The organism is Amycolatopsis sp. lyj-346, from assembly GCF_046548975.1.
GTDB lineage: Bacteria > Actinomycetota > Actinomycetes > Mycobacteriales > Pseudonocardiaceae > Amycolatopsis.
The window spans coordinates 55,736-73,225 of record NZ_JAJPWT010000028.1 but is presented as its reverse complement, the minus strand read 5'-3'; the positions used below and the strand labels follow the sequence as shown (position 1 = coordinate 73,225).

The following is a 17,490-nucleotide window of genomic DNA, read 5'->3' as shown; positions in this document are numbered from 1 at the left end:
CGAGGGCTTCACTCATACCCGCGGACACCACACCGTCCCGACGCCGGTTGCTGCCACACCAACCGAACCAGCCCTGCCACACCGCCCCCACCAGCAACAACCACGATGAAACAACCCCATTGGGGCGGTCGGGGTCGTGTGGAGTGGGTCTGACCTGCCGGTCAGTCGCCGAGCCGGTGCGTCTAGGCTGGTGGGAAGGTCTTTCGGGAGGTCGGGTGTCGTCGGAACCGGTCATCGGTGTGCTCGCCATGCAGGGCGCCGTGCGCGAGCACGTCGCGATGCTGGCCGAAGCGGGGGCGCGGGCCAAGCCGGTCCGCCGCGCCGCCGAGCTGTCCGAAGTGGACGGCTTGGTGCTGCCCGGTGGGGAGTCGACCACCATGTCGCGGCTGCTGGAGAGCTTCGAGCTGCTCGAGCCGCTGCGGGCGCGGATCGCCGAAGGGCTGCCCGCCTTCGGCTCGTGCGCCGGGATGATCCTGCTGGCTCGGCAGACCCTCGACGGGCGGCCCGACCAGCAGCAGCTCGGCGGGCTCGACGTCGTCGTCCGGCGCAACGCGTTCGGCAGGCAGGTCGACTCCTTCGAGGCCGACCTGGACTTCGCCGGCGTGGACGGCGAAGTCCACGCCGTGTTCATCCGTGCTCCCTGGGTCGAGAAGGCCGGTGACGGCGTCGAGGTGCTGGCCACGGTCGGCGGCGTGCCCGGCGTGGACGAGGACACCGCTAGGATCGTCGCGGTCCGGCAAGGGGCGGTGCTGGCGACCGCGTTCCACCCGGAACTGACGCCCGACGTGCGGGTGCACCGGCTGTTCGTCGACCTCGTGCGAAAGGCTGCCTGAGACGCGGTGCCCGGCCGGGGTACGGAACAGATGGAGGAGAGATGAGCGGCCACTCCAAGTGGGCCACCACGAAACACAAGAAGGCCAACCTCGACGCGAAGCGCGGCAAGCTCTTCGCGCGGTTGATCAAGAACATCGAGGTGGCCGCCCGCACGGGCACCGGTGGTGGCGACCCGGATGGCAACCCCACGCTCTACGACGCCATCCAGAAGGCGAAGAAGAACTCGGTCCCGCAGGACAACATCGAGCGTGCCCGCAAGCGCGGCGCCGGTGAAGAGGCCGGTGGCGCCGACTGGCAGGACATCACGTACGAGGGCTACGGCCCCAACGGCGTGGCTGTGCTGATCGAGTGCCTCACCGACAACAAGAACCGCGCCGCGATGGAGGTCCGCACCGCGCTCACGCGCAACAACGGCTCCCTCGCCGACCCGGGATCGGTCGCCTACATGTTCAACCGCAAGGGCGTGGTGATCATGCCGAAGGGCGACGCCACCGAGGACGACGTCCTCATGGCGGTGCTCGACGCCGGCGCCGAAGAGGTCAACGACCTCGACGAGAGCTTCGAAATCGTCTGCGAGGGCGGCGACCTGGTGCCGGTGCGCAAGGCGCTCCAGGAGGCCGGGTTCGAGTACGAGTCGGCGGAGCTCACCTTCCTCCCGACGGTGAACGTCCCCCTCGACGCGGACGGCGCGAAGAAGGTCTTCAAACTGATCGACGCCCTCGAGGATTGTGACGACGTCCAGAACGTCTACGCGAACTTCGATGTTTCCGACGAGGTGCTCGCCGAAGTCGGTTGAGTTTTCCCTTGCACCGCAACGCCTTCGTGTCCGGGCCGGAAACTTTTCGGCCCGGGCACTGGGCTCCGGCGGGCTCGTCAGGCAGAATGTGCGCCGTGACCTCGACGACCCCCGCCGCAACCGCCGACATCACCGCCGAACTGTCCGCGGAAGAACTGCGCCTCATCGAATGGATCGAGGGGCAGGCGAAGGAGCGCGGCAACGCCGTCATCAGCGTCGCCGCCGACGACGAAGGCGCCGGTTACTGCTTCACCGCCTGCGCGTGGGCTCTGCACAACGTGCCGGAGGCCGTCGTGGTCGGGCTGCCCGGCCAGATGGGGCAGGTGCTGCTCGACGCCTACGTCGACCGCGCCGCCAACGGCGAGATCTTCGAGGTCGGCAATCGCTACGACGACTTCTTCGAGGGCGTCCCGGTGGTGCTCGAGCGCGTCAACAAGGGCCACTACCCCGAGTACTTCGGCACCGCGTTCCTGATCTACCCGGACGGCGACTTCCCCGCGCTGCAGCTGATCGTCGCGACCCCGGAGGGCAAGTTCCCCTGGCACCCGGACGCGCCCGAGGGCTTCGCCCGGTGGCAGCCGGTGCTGACCGGCAGCGGTGACCCCGAAAGCTGGACCCCCGGCGTCGACGGCCCCTAGCACTGGCCCCTAGAACTTCCGCAGGTCGGCGGCCGCTTCCGGATACGACGGCGCCAGGTCGGCGGCGGCCGCGAACTCCACGCAGTCGTCCGTGTAGGGCGGGACGACGACCGTGCCCAGCAGGCTCCACTCACCGCACGTGACCGTGGCCTGCCACGTCCCGGCGGGCACCACGACCTGCGGGCGTTCCCCGGCGGCGACGTCGGTCCCCAGCACCGGCCGCTCGACCGAGCCGTCCGGGTGCAGCAGCAGCATGGCCGCGGGCGCGCCGGCGTGGTGGGCGTAGACCTCGACCCGGTCGAGGCGGTGCGGGGCGGAGAACTCCGGCGCGACGAGCAGGTAGTAGATCGCCGAGCCGGCTTCCGCCCGCCAGCTCTGCGCCCACCGCCCGCCTTCGACGGGCAACGGCTGAAGTCCCAGGTGGGTGACGAAATCCGACGGCTCCGGCATGTCACCCATCCTGCCGCAGACGCGCCCAGTAGCCTGCAAGCTCGAACTGGTGTTCGCGGCGGGAGGAATGCGGGTGCGCGTGCTCGGGGTCGACCCCGGTCTGACCAGGTGCGGCCTGGGGGTGGTCGACGGCGGCAAGGGCCGGGCCGTCCGCTGCGTCGCCGTCGACGTCGTGCGGACGCCGGCGGACGCCGATCTGGCGCACCGCCTGCTCGGCATCTCCGACGAGGTCGAGCGCTGGATGGACAAGTACCAGCCGGCCGCGGTGGCGGTCGAGCGGGTCTTCGCCCAGCACAACGTCCGGACCGCGATGGGGACCGCGCAGGCCGGTGGCGTGGTCGCGCTCGCCGCCGCCCGCCGCGGGCTGCCCGTCGTGTTCCACACCCCGAGCGAGGTGAAGGCCGCCGTCAGCGGGTCCGGCCGGGCGGACAAGGCGCAGGTCACCGCCATGGTGATGCGGCTGCTCAACCTCGAGGTCGCCCCGCACCCGGCCGACGCCGCGGACGCCCTCGCCCTGGCCATCTGCCACCTCTGGCGGGAGCCGATGCGGGCCCGGCTCGCCGAGGCCGAAGCCCGCGCGGCCGAACTGGCCCGCAACCACAAAGCCCGCCTCGCCGCGGCGGCGAAACAGGCGTCGACCCGAGCCAAGAACCCTGGAGCAGCACGATGATCTCGTCGGTACGCGGAGAAGTCCTGTCGGTCGGCCTCGACCACGTCGTGGTCGAGGTCGGCGGGGTCGGCTTCGCCGTGCAGGCCACCCCGGCGACCCTCGCGACCCTGCGCCGCGGCGAAGAGGCCCGCCTGCACACCGCGCTGGTCGTGCGCGAGGACTCGCTGACGCTGTTCGGCTTCGGCGACGCCGACGCGCGGGAGCTGTTCGGGCTGCTGCAGACGGTGTCCGGGATCGGGCCGCGGCTGGCGCTGGCCACGCTCGCCGTGCTGGACCCGGACAAGCTGCGGGCCGCGCTGGTGGAAGGCAACATCACCGTGCTCACCTCGGTGCCCGGCATCGGCCGCAAGGGCGCCGAACGGCTCACCCTCGAACTGCGCGACAAGGTCACCGCGCTCGGCGGCGCCGGTGACGCGCCCGCCGTCACCGCCCCCGGCGCCCTGCGTGCCGAAGTCGTCGAGGCACTGGCCGGGCTCGGCTTCCCGGCCAAGCAGGCCGAGCAGGCCGTGGACAAGGTCCTCGCCGACGGTGACGGCCACACGACGTCCGGCGTGCTGCGCGCCGCCCTGACCACCCTCGGCCGGAAGCGGTAGGCGCGGGCATGGAGTATGAGGCCGTGAGCGAGGAAGAGGACGACGCCCTCTCGGCGTGGGCCCAGACCGGCGAGGAGAACGTCGAGGGCACCCTGCGGCCCCGCAAGCTCGACGAGTTCGTCGGCCAGCCACGCGTGCGCGAGCAGCTGGAGCTGGTGCTGGAGAGCGCCCGCCGCCGCGGTGTGCCACCGGACCACGTCCTGCTGTCCGGGCCGCCGGGGCTGGGCAAGACGTCGATGGCGATGATCGTCGCCGCCGAGCTGGGCGCGGCCCTCCGGATCACCTCCGGGCCGGCCCTGGAACGCGCCGGCGACCTCGCCGCGATGCTGTCCAACCTCGCGCCCGGCGACGTGCTGTTCATCGACGAGATCCACCGGATCGCCCGCCCCGCCGAGGAAATGCTCTACCTGGCGATGGAGGACTTCCGGGTCGACGTCGTCGTCGGCAAGGGCCCGGGCGCCACGAGCATCCCGCTGGAGATCGCGCCGTTCACGCTGGTCGGGGCGACCACCCGGTCCGGCTCGCTGACCGGCCCGCTGCGCGACCGGTTCGGCTTCACCGGCCAGATGGAGTTCTACACCGACGCCGAGCTGGAGCTGATCGTCCGGCGGGCCGCGACGATCCTCGACATCCCGATCGACCGCGACGGCTGCGCCGAGATCGCCGGCCGCTCGCGGGGCACGCCCCGGATCGCGAACCGGCTGCTGCGGCGCGTCCGCGACTACGCCGAGGTCCGCGCCGACGGCAAGGTGACCCGCGACGTCGCCCGCGCCGCGCTGGCCGTCTACGACGTCGACGAGCTGGGGCTCGACCGTCTCGACCGGGCCGTGCTGACCGCGCTGACCAGGTCGTTCGGCGGCGGGCCGGTGGGCATTTCGACGCTGGCGGTGGCCGTGGGGGAGGAGGCGACCACCGTGGAAGAGGTGTGCGAGCCCTACCTCGTGCGCGCCGGTATGCTCGCCCGCACCCCGCGTGGCCGCGTCGCGACCGCGACCGCGTGGGAACACCTCGGCATGGTGCCGCCCGCGGACCTCCCGGGGCGCCCGGACCCGGGCGGGCCGTCGCTGTTCGAGCAGGACTGAGCGGCCCGTACTGGCGGGTGGGTGCTGGCGTCCGCGCTGGTACCTGGCACACTTGACCGGAGCACATACCCAAAAACCGGACATTTCGGCAGGGCCCGGTGTCCGTCGAACGGAGAATCATGCAACAGCTATTGCTGCCCCTGCTGCTCGTGCTCGTCCTCGCCGTGCCGCTGGTGATGAGCACGCGCAAGCAGAAGAAGCAGCAGGCCGCGCAGCAGGAACTGCAGAGCAGCCTGGCGCCCGGTGACCGCGTGATGACCACCTCGGGTCTTTACGGCACCGTCGCCGACACCTCCGGTGACACCACGATCGACATCGAGATCGCCCCCGGTGTCGTGACCACCTGGCTGCGGCTGGCGGTCCGCGAGAAGGTCGAGCCGGTCGTCGAGACCGCGGAAGACGCCCTCGACGAGGACGAGACCTCCGTCGAGGAGCCGAAGATCATCGAGTCGGGCTCCGGCAGCAAGGACGACGAGCCGCAGACCACCACCGCGCAGGTGGCGCCGCCGCTGGAGCACGGCAAGAAGTAACTTTCCGCGGCACTCCTGGGCGGGGGCGGGGAATCCCGACGAAAGTCGGTATGGCCTCGCACGCCGGGCTCACGCAGCACCGAGTAGTGTCTCGGTGCTGCGTGCGTGTCCGCCGTCATACCCGTGCCCGGGAGTGAATCGCACACGGTCAGTGAAATGCACGCAGTCCCTCCCGGTAACCCTCCGGGCAGGCACCGCAACGTTGGGGTCCACCCCGTCCGAGGAGACCGAAGCACCGTGGCAGCTTCAGCCGGGCATCTCCGCCCGGGACGCTATCTCGCCCTGTTCGCCTTGATCGTGATCGTCTTGTACGCGCTGGTGTTCCTCACCGGCAACCACAAGCCGACCCCGAAGCTCGGCATCGACCTGCAGGGCGGCACCCGGGTCACGCTCACCGCCCGCACCCCCGACGGTGGCCAGCCGACCCGTGAGTCCCTGAACCAGGCGCGCCAGATCATCGAACGGCGGGTCAACGGGATCGGCGTCGGCGGTACCGAGGTTCTCCTCGACGGCAACAACGTCGTCATCACCGTCCCGGGCGAGCAGGGCGACCAGGCGAAGAACCTGGGCAAGACCGCGAAGCTGGGCTTCCGGAAGGTCGTTTCGAGCGCCACCCAGCCGGTGGTGCCGCCGCAGACCCCGCCGCCGCCGGCCACGGGCACGCCGACCTCCGGGGCGCCGGCCTCGAGCGCCCCGAGCAGCAAGCCGCCGGCCAGCTCGAGCGCGCCGCCGACCGCCGGTGGCGGCGGTGGGGCCGCGCCCGCGCCGCAGCAGAACACCACGCCGGCCGCGCCGAGCAGCAGCACCCCGCCGCCGCCCGCTTCGACCCCGGCGCCGGCGCCTTCAGCGCCATCGGACGGCTCGGTCGACGCGAAGACCGCGCAGGAGATCCAGGCCGCCAAGGCCCTCCGGCAGAACCCGCAGCTGATCGGCGCCGACGGCCAGCCGAACCAGGAGCTCGTCTCGCAGGCGATGGCGGCGCTGACCTGCGCGCCGAACGTCAAAGACCCCCTCGAGGGCAACGACGACCCGAAGCTGCCGCTGGTCGCCTGCGGTGACCACGACACGTACAAGTACCTGATGGAGCCGGAGTTCCTGCCGGGCACCGAGATCGCCGACTCGACCTCGGGCTTCGACCAGCAGCGCGGCCAGTGGGTGGTGAACCTCAGCTTCAAGAGCGAGGGCACCAAGATCTGGGCGGACTTCACCTCGAAGAACACCGGCCAGCAGGCCGCGTTCGTGCTCGACACGCAGGTCGTGTCCGCGCCGAACATCCAGGTCGCGATCGTCGACGGCAACACCCAGATCACCGGCAAGTTCACCCAGTCCGAGGCGAAGGACCTCTCGGACATCCTCAAGTACGGCTCGCTGCCGCTGTCGTTCGCGTCCTCGGACGCGACCACGGTGTCGGCGACCCTCGGCCTGGCGTCGCTGCAGGCCGGCCTGATCGCCGGTGGTATCGGCCTGCTGGTCGTGTTCGTCTACTGCCTGTTCTACTACCGGCTGCTCGGCGTGCTCACCATCCTGTCGCTGGCCCTGTCCGGCGCGCTGGTGTTCGCGGTGCTGGTGCTGCTCGGCCGCTGGATCGGCTACACGCTGGACCTCGCGGGTGTCGCCGGCCTGATCATCGCGATCGGGATCACGGCGGACTCGTTCGTCATCTACTTCGAACGGCTCAAGGACGAGATCCGGGAGGGCCGGACGTTCCGGTCCGCGGTGCCACGCGGCTGGGTCCGCGCCCGGCGCACCATCCTGGCGTCGGACGCGGTGAGCTTCCTGGCCGCGGCCATCCTGTACGTCATCGCGGTCGGCGACGTCCAGGGCTTCGCGTTCACCCTCGGCATGTCCACGGTGCTCGACCTGGTCGTCGTGTACCTGGTGACGCACCCGCTGGTGGCCATGGTGTCCACGTCCAAGAACGCGTTCCTGTCCAATCCGAGGAACCTGGGCCTCGGCGCCGTGCAGCAACTGGGTTCGCAGCGGAAGAAGTCGACCACGGTCGGCCGCGCGAACGTGAAGGAGGCCTGACGTGGGGGTCGAAGAACTGGGCACGGACGCCGAAGGCAACGCCAAGGTGACGGCCAAGCCCGGCAAGAGGGAAAGCGTCTTCCGCCGGCTGTACGTCGGCACGGGAGCGTTCGACGTCGTCGGCAAGCGCAAGCGCTGGTACATCTTCTTCGGCGGGCTGGTGCTGATGTGCCTCGCGTCGATGATCATCCGCGGGTTCAACCTCGGCATCGACTTCGAGGGCGGCACGCAGATCCAGATGCCGGCCAACGGCATCCACGGCGTGATCACCGAGGAGCAGGCGAAGGAGTCGTTCCAGAAGGCGCTCGGCCGGCCGGCCACGGAGGCGCAGAAGGTCGGCTCGGGCAACGCGGCGACCATCCAGATCCGTGCCGAGACGCTGAACGCGGGCGACGTCGCGAAGGTCAAGGAGGGCCTGTTCACCGACCTCGGGCCGAAGGGCGCCAACGGCCAGCCCAGCGTCGCGGCCATCAGCGACAGCGCGGTGAGCGCGTCCTGGGGTGGCGAGATCTCGCAGAAGGCGCTGATCGCGCTGGCGGTGTTCCTCGTCGCGGTGGTCATCTTCCTGGCGATCTACTTCGACCTGCGGATGGCCGCGGCCGCGCTGGTCTCGCTGCTGCACGACATCGTGGTCACCGCGGGGGTGTACTCGCTGATCGGCTTCGAGGTCACCCCGGCGACGGTGATCGGCCTGCTGACCATCCTCGGGTTCTCGCTGTACGACACGGTGGTGGTGTTCGACAAGGTCCGCGAGAACACGCGCGGCCTGCTCGGGCTGAGCCGCCGCACCTACGGCGAGGCGGCGAACCTCGCGCTGAACCAGACCCTGATGCGGTCGTTCAACACGGCGTTCATCGCCCTGCTGCCGATCCTGGGCCTGCTGGTCGTCGGGTACGTGCTGCTGGGCTCGGGCACGCTGCAGGACCTGGCGCTGGTGCAGCTGACCGGCACCCTGGTCGGCGTGCTTTCGTCGGTCGCGCTGGCCACGCCGCTGCTGGTCGACTTCAAGATGCGCGACCCGAAGTACCGGCAGCAGGCCGACCGCGTCCACCAGCGCCGCGCCAACCAGGAGCGCAAGGCGGCGGGCGGGGACTTCGACGCCTCGGACGACGACGCACTGGCGAGGGAACTGCGCAAGGAGAAGGCGTACGCGGCCGCGGCCAGCGTCCCCGCCCGGATGCAGAAGCAGCGTCCGGCCGGCAAGCCCGCGGGCAAGCGGAAGCGCTGACGTGGAGCTCGACGACGCCCTCGGCCTGATCGCCGAGGTGCCGGACTTCCCCGAGCCCGGCGTGCTGTTCCGCGACCTCAGCCCGCTCTTCGCGGACGCGGGTGCGTTCAAGGCGGTGACCGACGCGCTGGCGGGCACCCTCGACGACGGCGTCGAGGCGCTCGCCGGCGTGGAGGCCCGCGGGTTCCTCCTCGCCGCGGCCGTGGGGTACGCCCGCGGCCTCGGTGTGGTGCTGATCCGCAAGCCGGGCAAGCTGCCGCAGGTGGCGGGCCGGGTCGACTACGCACTGGAGTACGGCACGGCGACGGTGGAACTGCCGTCCGGTGTGGTGCGGCCGGGCCAGCGCATCGCGGTCCTCGACGACGTCCTGGCCACGGGCGGCACGGTCGCGGCCACGGGCAAGCTGCTGGAGGACGCGGGCGCGGTGGTCGACAGCGTGTCCGTGGTCCTGGAACTGGCCGCCCTCCGGGGTCGTGAGGTCCTGGCGAACCGCAAGGTGCACGCCCTCCAGACCTGCTGAACCCGTCACTCGCGTGATCGAAGCCGTATCTCGCGTGATTGAAGCCGTATCTCGCGTGATTGAAGCCGTATCTCGCGTGATTGAAGCCGGAACTCGCGAGTTCCGGCTTCAATCACGTCGATGACGGGTCCCATCACGCGAGTGACGGGTTCCGGCACGCCGGGAAACCGCCTGGTCGGGGCCTTGGGGTCCCCCTGAACGGGCGCACCCGACGGGGCCGCGAGGCGTAGCGGCTACCCTGGTGGTCCGAAGGCCGCACGAGCAGCAGGAGGTGCGGGTGAGCCAGGAGCTCGACGCCGCGGTGCCCGCCAAGCAGGGCGCCCAGCAGAGCGGACAGGCGGCGGCACCGCCCGCGCCGCCGAAGCCGAACGGTGCGGCGCCGAACCCGTCCGCGACCCGGCGGGTCCGGGCGCGTCTCGCCCGGCGGATCACCGCGCAGCGCGCCGCCCCGGTCAAGCAGGTCCTCGAACCCCTGGCCGTCATCCACCGCGAGCTCCACCCCAATGGCGACCTCGGGCTGCTCCAGCGCGCCTACGACGTCGCCGAGGAGCTGCACCGCAACCAGCGGCGCAAGTCCGGCGACCCGTACATCACCCACCCGCTGGCCGTCGCCACCATCCTCGCCGAGCTGGGCATGGACACCACCACGCTCGTCGCGGCCCTGCTGCACGACACGGTCGAGGACACCGGTTACGCCGTCGAGAGCCTGAAGGCCGACTTCGGCGAGAAGGTCGCCGAGCTGGTCGACGGCGTCACGAAGCTGGACAAGGTGCAGCTCGGCTCGTCCGCCGAAGCCGAGACCATCCGCAAGATGGTCATCGCGATGGCCAAGGACCCCCGGGTGCTGGTCATCAAGCTCGCCGACCGGCTGCACAACATGCGGACCATGCGCTTCCTTCCGCCGGAGAAGCAGGCCCGCAAGGCCCGCGAGACCCTCGAAGTCCTCGCGCCGCTGGCCCACCGGCTCGGCATGGCCACGGTCAAGTGGGAGCTGGAGGACCTCGCGTTCGCCATCCTGCAGCCGAAGAAGTACGACGAGATCGTGCGCCTGGTCGCCGACCGCGCGCCCTCGCGCGACATCTACCTGCGGTCGGTGATCACGGACCTGACCAGCAACCTCGTCTCGTCGCGGATCACCGCGAAGGTCGAGGGCCGTCCGAAGCACTACTACTCGATCCACCAGAAGATGATCGTCCGCGGCCGCGACCTGGACGACATCCACGACCTGGTCGGCGTGCGGATCCTGGTCGAGGACGTCCGCGACTGCTACGCGGCGATGGGGGTCGTCCACGCCCTGTGGCAGCCGGTGCCCGGCCGGTTCAAGGACTACATCGCGCAGCCGCGGTTCGGCGTCTACCAGTCGCTGCACACGACGGTGATCGGTCCCGACGGCAAGCCGCTCGAGGTGCAGATCCGCACCTACGAGATGCACCGCACCGCCGAGTACGGCATCGCCGCGCACTGGCGCTACAAGGAAACCAAGGGCACGCACAACGGCAACGCGGTGGACGTCGACGAGATGGCGTGGATGCGCCAGCTCCTCGACTGGCAGCGCGAGGCCGCGGACCCGGGCGACTTCCTCGAGTCGCTGCGCTACGAGCTGGCCGCGCGCGAGATCTTCGTGTTCACGCCGAAGGGCGACGTCATCACGCTGCCCGTCGAGTCGACGCCGGTCGACTTCGCCTACGCCGTGCACACCGAGGTCGGGCACCGCTGCATCGGCGCCCGCGTCAACGGCAGGCTGGTGGCGCTCGAACGCAAGCTGGAAAACGGCGAAGTCGTCGAGATCTTCACGTCGAAGGCGGAGAGCGCCGGGCCGTCGCGGGACTGGCTGCAGTTCGCCGGCTCGCCGAAGGCCCGCGCCAAGATCCGGCAGTGGTTCGCCAAGGAACGCCGTGACGAGGCGATCGAAGGCGGCAAGGAAGCCATCACCAAGGAGATCCGCAAGGTCGGCCTGCCGATCCAGCGGCTGGTCTCCGCGGAGTCGATGGGTGCGGTGGCCACCGAGCTGCGCCACGCCGACATCTCCTCGCTGTACGCGGCGGTCGGCGAGGGCCACACGAGCGCGAAGCACGTCGTCCAGCGCCTGGTCGCCCTGATCGGCGGCGTCGACGCGGCCGAGGAGGAGCTCGCCGAGCGCGCCACGCCGTCCACGGTGACCCGCCGCCGGGGCTCCAACGACGTCGGCGTGGTGGTCAAGGGCGCCAGCGACGTCTGGGCGAAGCTCGCCCGCTGCTGCACCCCGGTGCCCGGTGACGAGATCCTCGGCTTCGTGACCCGCGGCGGCGGCGTTTCGGTGCACCGCACCGACTGCACGAACGCCGGCGACCTGCAGTCCCAGCCCGAACGGCTGGTCGAGGTCGAGTGGGCGCCGTCGGCGTCGTCGGTGTTCCTGGTCGCCATCCAGGTCGAGGCGCTCGACCGGCACCGCCTGCTCTCGGACGTCACCAAGGTGCTGGCGGACGAGAAGGTCAACATCCTGTCGGCGTCGGTGACCACCTCGCGCGACCGGGTCGCGGTCAGCCGCTTCTCGTTCGAGATGGGCGACACGAAGCACCTCGGTCACGTCCTCAAGGTGGTCCGCGGCGTGGAAGGCGTCTACGACGTCTACCGCGTGACCTCGGCTTCCTGAGGTTGACGGTCTCCGCGGCGGTGACGGGGGCGTTCCGGACTGTCCACAACGGACATCGCGGCCCGGCCGGCGATCTCGGCGCACACGGGTGCAGGACCACCTCAAGTCGGTGTTCGGCAAGGCCGGCGTCCGCAGCCGTGGGGAATTGGCCGCGAAGCCCCTGTCCTGGTCATTACGGCCCGGTGCAAGGAAAATGCCGCCCGAATAGCCGTCCCCGGTTCCGCTTCTGCATGGTACATTCCGCAACTTGCGGGGGAGTGAGCTGTCCGGCGATCGGGCCCCCGACCTGACAAGGGGGCGGCATGGCCGACGACACCACGCGCTACCTGTGCGCGGCGTCCTACCTCGATCCCGCCTACAGCCGGCGGGCCATCACCGAGTTCCTCGTCGAGCCCACCCGCCCGGTCCCGCCGTCACCGGGCCTCGACGCGGGCCGCGTGCTCACCGAGGCGGTGCGGGCGCGGGCGCGCCGGAAGAACTACGACGGGCTGCTGGTGCTGCTCATGGCCGTCGTCATCGGGCTGCTGTGGGACAACCCGCTGCTCTACGGCTGGATCGTGTTGTCGCTGCTGCTCGTCGCCGCGCGGGCGGGGAAGAGCGCGTACGCGCTGGAGAAGATCAACCCGAAGACGTTGGTCGTGCTCGGCGTTTCGATCGTCGTCGCCTGGCTGCTGCTGTCCTATTCGGACGAGATCTTCGAATCGGGGAGCCGTTACCCCTCCCGCTACGACGTCGATGACTACTACGAGGACTCCTCGGGCGGCGACACCGCCCGGACCGTCATCGGCATCGTGCTCGCGGTGGTCGTGTGCGTGGCCGTGACGATCGAACGCTGGACCCTGTGGAACCTGCTGACGACGCGCTTCAAGCGGTTCGCCGGGACCGGGGACGGGGGCGGCAGCCTCACCGGGGTGTTCACCGAAGACTTCCGGGACCAGCTCGCCCGCTACCAGGGGGACGCGACGTCCGCCGAGGCGCCGGGGGCGCCGCTGGTGGTGTACCGCGGGTACAACCCGTTCGTGGGCGCCGGTTTCCGGCGCGACGCCTGGTCCATGGCGATCCCGCTGGAACGGCTCGAGGACGGCGAAGGCCGGCCGAAGCTGACGACCGAGGCGCTGTACGACGGGATCCGCACGGCGATCGCGGACCTCCGCAACGCCCACGCGCTTTCGCCGGACCACCGGCTCGGCGGGCTGACCGTGACCGAGGCGGTGTTCACCCCGGCCGCCGAGCTCGTCGACCACCTCGGCGAGCCGGAAGCCGCCGCCTACCTGCCGGACGTCGAGCGCCCGCCGCACACCCGGCTCGGCGCGGCCGACGTCGCCCGGCTCCGCACGGAACCGAGGGAGTGGGCGCGCTACTACCTGGCCTTCCAGGTAGAGACCTGGGACCGGGACCTGGTGCTCACGACGTTCCTGCACGTCGCGGTGGACGACACGACACTGTACGTCGAGTGGACGCCGTTCATGCTGCCGCCGATCCGGGCCGAGTACCGCGTGGTGGACAAGATGCGGCCGGACTCGCTGCGCCCGCTCGGCCAGGGCCTGCTGGCCTGGCTGGCGATGCCGGCGAGCCTGCCGGGCCGGATCGTGAACCTCGCGTCCTGGATCCGGCGGCCGAAGCGCGAACCCGGGGTACTGGACCCGGACCGCTACGGCGCCGCGAGCACCCTGCGCGAACTCGCTTCGGTGAACCTGTTCACCGACTACTTCCAGCTCGTCGACATCGAACGCTACGAGAAGATCCTCGAAAGCCGGCTGCTGCCCGCCATCGGCAAGCTCCTCGGTGACGCCGGCTTCTCGACGGCGAAGTTCGAGGAACAGGCGGCGGTCGTGATCAACAACGACATCACCATCCGCGGCGACAACCGCGGGCCGATCACCCAGGCCGGGCTGCGCACCCCGCGCCCCCGCCCCGCGGCTCCCGGCCGCCCGACCAGGACGGAGACCCGATGAACCACCGCATCACGAACAAGGTCAGCATCGGCGGCGACAACTCCGGCCGCATCACCCAGACCGGCATCGACGCGGGCGGCGCCGAAACGACGATGGCGTCGTTGCTCGGCCTGGTCGAGCGGCTGACGACCGAGGTACGCGGTCAAGAGCTCGCCAAGCAGGAGGTCCTGGAGGACACGCTGACCGACCTGGCGGCCGATTTGCGCGCGGGCGACGCCGCGGAGCCCGCGGTGGTGCGCAGCCGCTGGGAGAAGGTCAGGGGCCTGCTGGGTGGGCTGACGCAGTTCTCCGAGCAGATCGCCAAGATCTCCGAGCAGGTGCAGAAGATCTTCGGCTAGAGGAACTTCCGCAGCAGGGCGTTGACCTCGGCCGGCCGTTCCATCGACGGCAGGTGGCCCGTGCCGGCCAGCTCGACGAGTTCGGCCTGCGGCAACGATTCCGCCAGGTGGGCCGACAGCTCCACCAGCCCCGGCGCGTCGGCTGTCCCGATCACCACCAGGGCGGGCTGGGCGATCTCGGCGAGCCGGTGGCGGGTGTCCGGGATCCGCTCCGTCCACTGTGGAGCGCTCCAGTCGTGCCGGTACACCTGTTCGCACATCTCCCGGACCGCCGCGACCATGGCATCCGGCAGCACGGAGACATCGCGCGAAGGTCCGGCGACCAGATAGCGGATGTTGGCCTCCGCCATGGCCCGCCCGTCCGCCTCCTCGACGTCGCCTTGCCGGGACTGGTAACGGGCGAAGCGGTCGGCCGGAACGGCCTCGGCGGCCAGCCGGGCGAGGTCCGCCTGCATGTGGTCCGGCCAGCTGTGCCCGGTCAGACCCGAGCCGAGCAGCACCAGCCGGGTGATCCGCTCCGGCGCGGCGAGGGCCGCGTCCAGCGCGCACGCCCCGCCCATCGACGCCCCGACCAGCGCGGCCTGCTCGATCCCCCGGGCATCGAGCAGGGCCAGCAGGTCCTCGTAGTGGGCGTGCTCGCCGGTCTCGCCGCGGGTTTCCCCGAAGCCGCGGCGGTCGTAGCGGATCACCCGGTGGGTGGCGGCGAGCTCGGTGAACTGCGCGTCCCACATCCGGCGGTCGCCCAGCGCGGCGTGCAGCAGCACGACCGCGGGCCCCTCGCCCGCTTCGTCGTAGCCGAACGCCGTCCCGCCCACTTCGATCGTCGCCATGGCCCCAAGCTAGCCACCCGACCGCGTCACACACCGCGTGTTTCGCTGAGGGCGAGAAGTATCGTGCCGTTCATGACCGACGGATTCCACCTGACGCGCGACGGCGAAGTCGCCCGCCTGACGCTCACCCGGCCGGAGAAGATGAACGCCATCACCTACGGCATGTGGGCGGCGATCCCGGACGTCGTCGCCGAGGTGGAGGCCGATCCGGCGCTGAAGGCGCTGGTGATCGCCGGCGACGGCAAGCACTTCTCCGCGGGCGCCGACATCAGCGAATTCGGGGAGCTGCGCACCACGGCGGAAGGCGCGGCGAGCTACGACAAGGCCGTCGAAGGCGCGGTCGCCGCGCTCACCGCGATGCGCAAGCCGTCCGTCGCGATGATCCAGGGCAACTGCATCGGCGGCGGCTGCCAGGTCTCGGTCGCTTGTGACTTCCGGTTCGCCGCCGACGGCGCGCGGTTCGGCATCACCCCGGCGAAGCTCGGCATCGTCTACCACTTCGACTCGACGCGCCAGCTCGTCTCGCTCGTCGGCCCGGCGCACGCCAGGTACTTCCTCCTGTCCGGCGAGCTGATCACCGCCGCCCGCGCCCGGGAGATCGGCCTGCTCAACGACGTCTTCCCGGCCGGTGACCTCGAAACCTCGACGCGGGCGTTCGTCGAGACGCTCTGCTCGCGCTCGCAGGCGTCGATCCGCGGGATGAACCGGATCATCGAAAAGATCGTCGCCGGGCAGGAAACGCCGGACGCCGAGGTCGAGGAGATCCGCTCGGAAGCCCTGCACGGCGAGGACTACGCGGAAGGCGTCGCCGCGTTCCTCGAGCGGCGCCCGCCGCGGTTCACCTTCCGCTGACCCCGGCGTCCAGGTAGGCGTGGAAGTGCTCGGCGACCACATCGGTGACGCCGGCGGGATCGAGCCTGCCGTCGATTTCGATGACGCGGATGCCGAGGTCCCGCGCGGCCCGCACGGCGTGGGCGGCGAGCATCCGGTCCCGCGTCAGCCGGGTGCGCTGCTCCGGGATGGCGGGCGCGTCCGGCCGGTGCCGGAGCTGGTGCTGGCGGAACAGCTCGGTCGGTACCAGCACCACCATGCGGCCGGGGGAGTCCACGAGCGGGGCGACGAGCTCCGGCCGCAGCCCCCGGCCTTCGGCGACGACCGGCCGGGGCGAGGTCAGCGCGCGCAGGTCGTCGAGTGCGCCGCGGAACCGGTCCCCGAACTCGGTCATCATCACGGTCAGCTGGTCGGCGGCCGGGAGGTCGTCCGGCAGCTGCGCGCCGGGCCGGTCCCGGTCGTCGTGGTGGTAGGTCGTCAGGCCGTGGCGCTCGGCCAGCAGCCGCGCGACCGTGGACTTCCCGGTCCACGGAGCGCCGCCGATCCACAGCGCCTTCCGGAGGGTGCCGAACGGATCCCGGTTCATGAGACGACTATTGCGGGCCCGGCGGCCCGCTGGCCAGTGTTCCGGCGCCGGTTGATCCGTTCAGCGCAGAGTGATCCGGCACGCACCCTCTGGCTTCAGGAGCGGTCGCCGTCGCCGTCGCCGTCGACCACGAGCACCGTCGCGGAGTCCGCGAAGTCCGGCTCCTGGCCGATCCGGAAGTGGAACCGCGAGCCCGGCCGGACCGCGGCGATCACCTGGGTTTCGGCCGTGTCGAGCACGATGATCGCGTGCTCGGCGGTGATCGGTTCCGGGCGGAACACGACGTCCGGACGCGGTTCGGGCACGACGATCGGGAGCGGCAGGGTGCCGCTGACCGAGCCGGCGCCGAAGTCCTCCTCGTCGCGCGCGGGCGGTTCGAACGGGGCCGGCGGGAGCAACTGCGGGCGGCGCCGCCACCAGAGCCCGGCGAGCAGGCCGGTCAGCACGCCACCGGTGCCGCTGACGGCCGAAGCCAGCCCGACGCCGAGACCGGACGTCTCTGAGGCGGGAGTGGACTGCGCAGTTGGGGTGGACTGTGCGGGCGGGGTCGCCGGCAGCGGGCCGAACTGCACGCCCGGCTCCGGGGCGGCGTCGTCGGGCAGCTGGAGCACCTGACCGGGCTCGATGTCGGCGGGATCGGTGAACGCCGTGCCGTCGGGTCGCAGCCGGCCCTGGTTGAGCCGGAAGATCTCCGGGAAGCGCCGCCCGTCGCCGAGCGCGCGTTCGGCGATCTCGAACAGCGTGAGGTCCTCGGGGTTGTCGGCGTGCGGCACGATGAAGTACTTGACCGGCGGCGGCGGATCGGCCTGCGCGAGCGCGGGTCCGCCGGCGAGCACGGCGAAGAGGACACCGGCGCAGCCGGCCTGACCGGCCCGCCCGAGGACGCGGCGGACCACGGGAACCCGGTTTTCGACCATCGTCGGCACCTCTCCCCGGCGACCCCGGCGGG

The 17,490-nt window shown here is 71.1% G+C and carries 18 protein-coding genes; 14 read left to right on the top strand and 4 right to left on the bottom strand.

The features are described 5' to 3' along the window. Positions 1-215 precede the first annotated feature (215 nt). From pdxT to ACLJQE_RS43525, 3 genes are all read left to right on the top strand, one after another. The gene (gene pdxT / locus ACLJQE_RS43535) at positions 216-833 is read left to right on the top strand and encodes a pyridoxal 5'-phosphate synthase glutaminase subunit PdxT (protein ID WP_410645726.1); all 618 of its coding nucleotides are present in this window, start codon (positions 216-218) and stop codon (positions 831-833) included. Between the two features lie 41 nt (positions 834-874). Further along, a complete protein-coding gene (locus tag ACLJQE_RS43530) occupies positions 875-1,630 on the top strand; it encodes a YebC/PmpR family DNA-binding transcriptional regulator (protein ID WP_086841514.1) in 756 nt (251 codons plus the stop codon). Positions 1,631-1,716: 86 nt separating this feature from the next. Next, on the top strand, positions 1,717-2,268 hold the full coding sequence (locus ACLJQE_RS43525; RefSeq protein ID WP_410645725.1) for a DUF4262 domain-containing protein: 552 nt from the start codon (positions 1,717-1,719) through the stop codon (positions 2,266-2,268). 9 nt (positions 2,269-2,277) lie between these two features. Here ACLJQE_RS43525 and ACLJQE_RS43520 read toward each other — a convergent pair whose 3' ends face one another. Then, entirely contained in the window at positions 2,278-2,718 is a 441-nt protein-coding gene (locus ACLJQE_RS43520; RefSeq protein WP_410645724.1) for a cupin domain-containing protein, read from the bottom strand. Positions 2,719-2,791: 73 nt separating this feature from the next. Between ACLJQE_RS43520 and ruvC the strand changes: the two genes are divergently transcribed. The 10 genes from ruvC (at position 2,792) to ACLJQE_RS43470 (ending at position 14,294) form a co-directional block, all read left to right on the top strand. Beyond that, the gene (gene ruvC / locus ACLJQE_RS43515) at positions 2,792-3,388 is read left to right on the top strand and encodes a crossover junction endodeoxyribonuclease RuvC (protein ID WP_410645729.1); all 597 of its coding nucleotides are present in this window, start codon (positions 2,792-2,794) and stop codon (positions 3,386-3,388) included. Then, complete coding sequence (gene ruvA / locus ACLJQE_RS43510) at positions 3,385-3,981, top strand: Holliday junction branch migration protein RuvA (protein WP_410645723.1); 597 nt, start codon at positions 3,385-3,387, stop codon at positions 3,979-3,981. The genes ruvC and ruvA overlap by 4 nt, the downstream gene beginning before the upstream one ends. Before the next feature lie 8 nt (positions 3,982-3,989). Then, entirely contained in the window at positions 3,990-5,063 is a 1,074-nt protein-coding gene (gene ruvB, locus ACLJQE_RS43505) for a Holliday junction branch migration DNA helicase RuvB (RefSeq protein ID WP_410645722.1), read from the top strand. 119 nt (positions 5,064-5,182) lie between these two features. Then, positions 5,183-5,593, top strand: a complete 411-nt coding sequence (gene yajC / locus ACLJQE_RS43500; RefSeq protein ID WP_410645721.1) for a preprotein translocase subunit YajC — start codon at positions 5,183-5,185, stop codon at positions 5,591-5,593. Positions 5,594-5,830: 237 nt separating this feature from the next. Continuing rightward, complete coding sequence (secD, locus tag ACLJQE_RS43495) at positions 5,831-7,621, top strand: protein translocase subunit SecD (protein WP_410645720.1); 1,791 nt, start codon at positions 5,831-5,833, stop codon at positions 7,619-7,621. A gap of 1 nt (position 7,622) precedes the next feature. After that, positions 7,623-8,849 (top strand): protein translocase subunit SecF, encoded by a 1,227-nt coding sequence (secF, locus tag ACLJQE_RS43490; RefSeq protein WP_410645719.1) that lies wholly within the window; start codon positions 7,623-7,625, stop codon positions 8,847-8,849. 1 nt (position 8,850) lies between these two features. Beyond that, on the top strand, positions 8,851-9,369 hold the full coding sequence (locus ACLJQE_RS43485) for an adenine phosphoribosyltransferase (RefSeq protein WP_410645718.1): 519 nt from the start codon (positions 8,851-8,853) through the stop codon (positions 9,367-9,369). Positions 9,370-9,646: 277 nt separating this feature from the next. Then, positions 9,647-12,001 (top strand): RelA/SpoT family protein, encoded by a 2,355-nt coding sequence (locus ACLJQE_RS43480; protein ID WP_410645717.1) that lies wholly within the window; start codon positions 9,647-9,649, stop codon positions 11,999-12,001. A gap of 302 nt (positions 12,002-12,303) precedes the next feature. After that, positions 12,304-13,956, top strand: a complete 1,653-nt coding sequence (locus ACLJQE_RS43475) for a hypothetical protein (RefSeq protein WP_410645716.1) — start codon at positions 12,304-12,306, stop codon at positions 13,954-13,956. Beyond that, positions 13,953-14,294, top strand: coding sequence for a hypothetical protein (locus tag ACLJQE_RS43470; RefSeq protein WP_410645715.1), 342 nt, complete (start codon positions 13,953-13,955; stop codon positions 14,292-14,294). The genes ACLJQE_RS43475 and ACLJQE_RS43470 overlap by 4 nt, the downstream gene beginning before the upstream one ends. Here ACLJQE_RS43470 and ACLJQE_RS43465 read toward each other — a convergent pair. Further along, positions 14,291-15,124 (bottom strand): alpha/beta fold hydrolase, encoded by an 834-nt coding sequence (locus ACLJQE_RS43465; RefSeq protein ID WP_410645714.1) that lies wholly within the window; start codon positions 15,122-15,124, stop codon positions 14,291-14,293. The two genes, ACLJQE_RS43470 and ACLJQE_RS43465, sit on opposite strands and share 4 nt — an antisense overlap. Before the next feature lie 72 nt (positions 15,125-15,196). Between ACLJQE_RS43465 and ACLJQE_RS43460 the strand changes: the two genes are divergently transcribed. Further along, positions 15,197-15,976, top strand: a complete 780-nt coding sequence (locus ACLJQE_RS43460) for an enoyl-CoA hydratase/isomerase family protein (protein ID WP_410645713.1) — start codon at positions 15,197-15,199, stop codon at positions 15,974-15,976. Here the strand turns inward: ACLJQE_RS43460 and ACLJQE_RS43455 are convergent. Then, a complete protein-coding gene (locus ACLJQE_RS43455; RefSeq protein ID WP_410645712.1) occupies positions 15,963-16,541 on the bottom strand; it encodes a hypothetical protein in 579 nt (192 codons plus the stop codon). The two genes, ACLJQE_RS43460 and ACLJQE_RS43455, sit on opposite strands and share 14 nt — an antisense overlap. 95 nt (positions 16,542-16,636) lie before the next feature. Then, positions 16,637-17,458: a LysM peptidoglycan-binding domain-containing protein gene (locus ACLJQE_RS43450; RefSeq protein ID WP_410645711.1), complete on the bottom strand. Its 822-nt coding sequence runs from the start codon at positions 17,456-17,458 to the stop codon at positions 16,637-16,639. Positions 17,459-17,490: the final 32 nt, after the last annotated feature.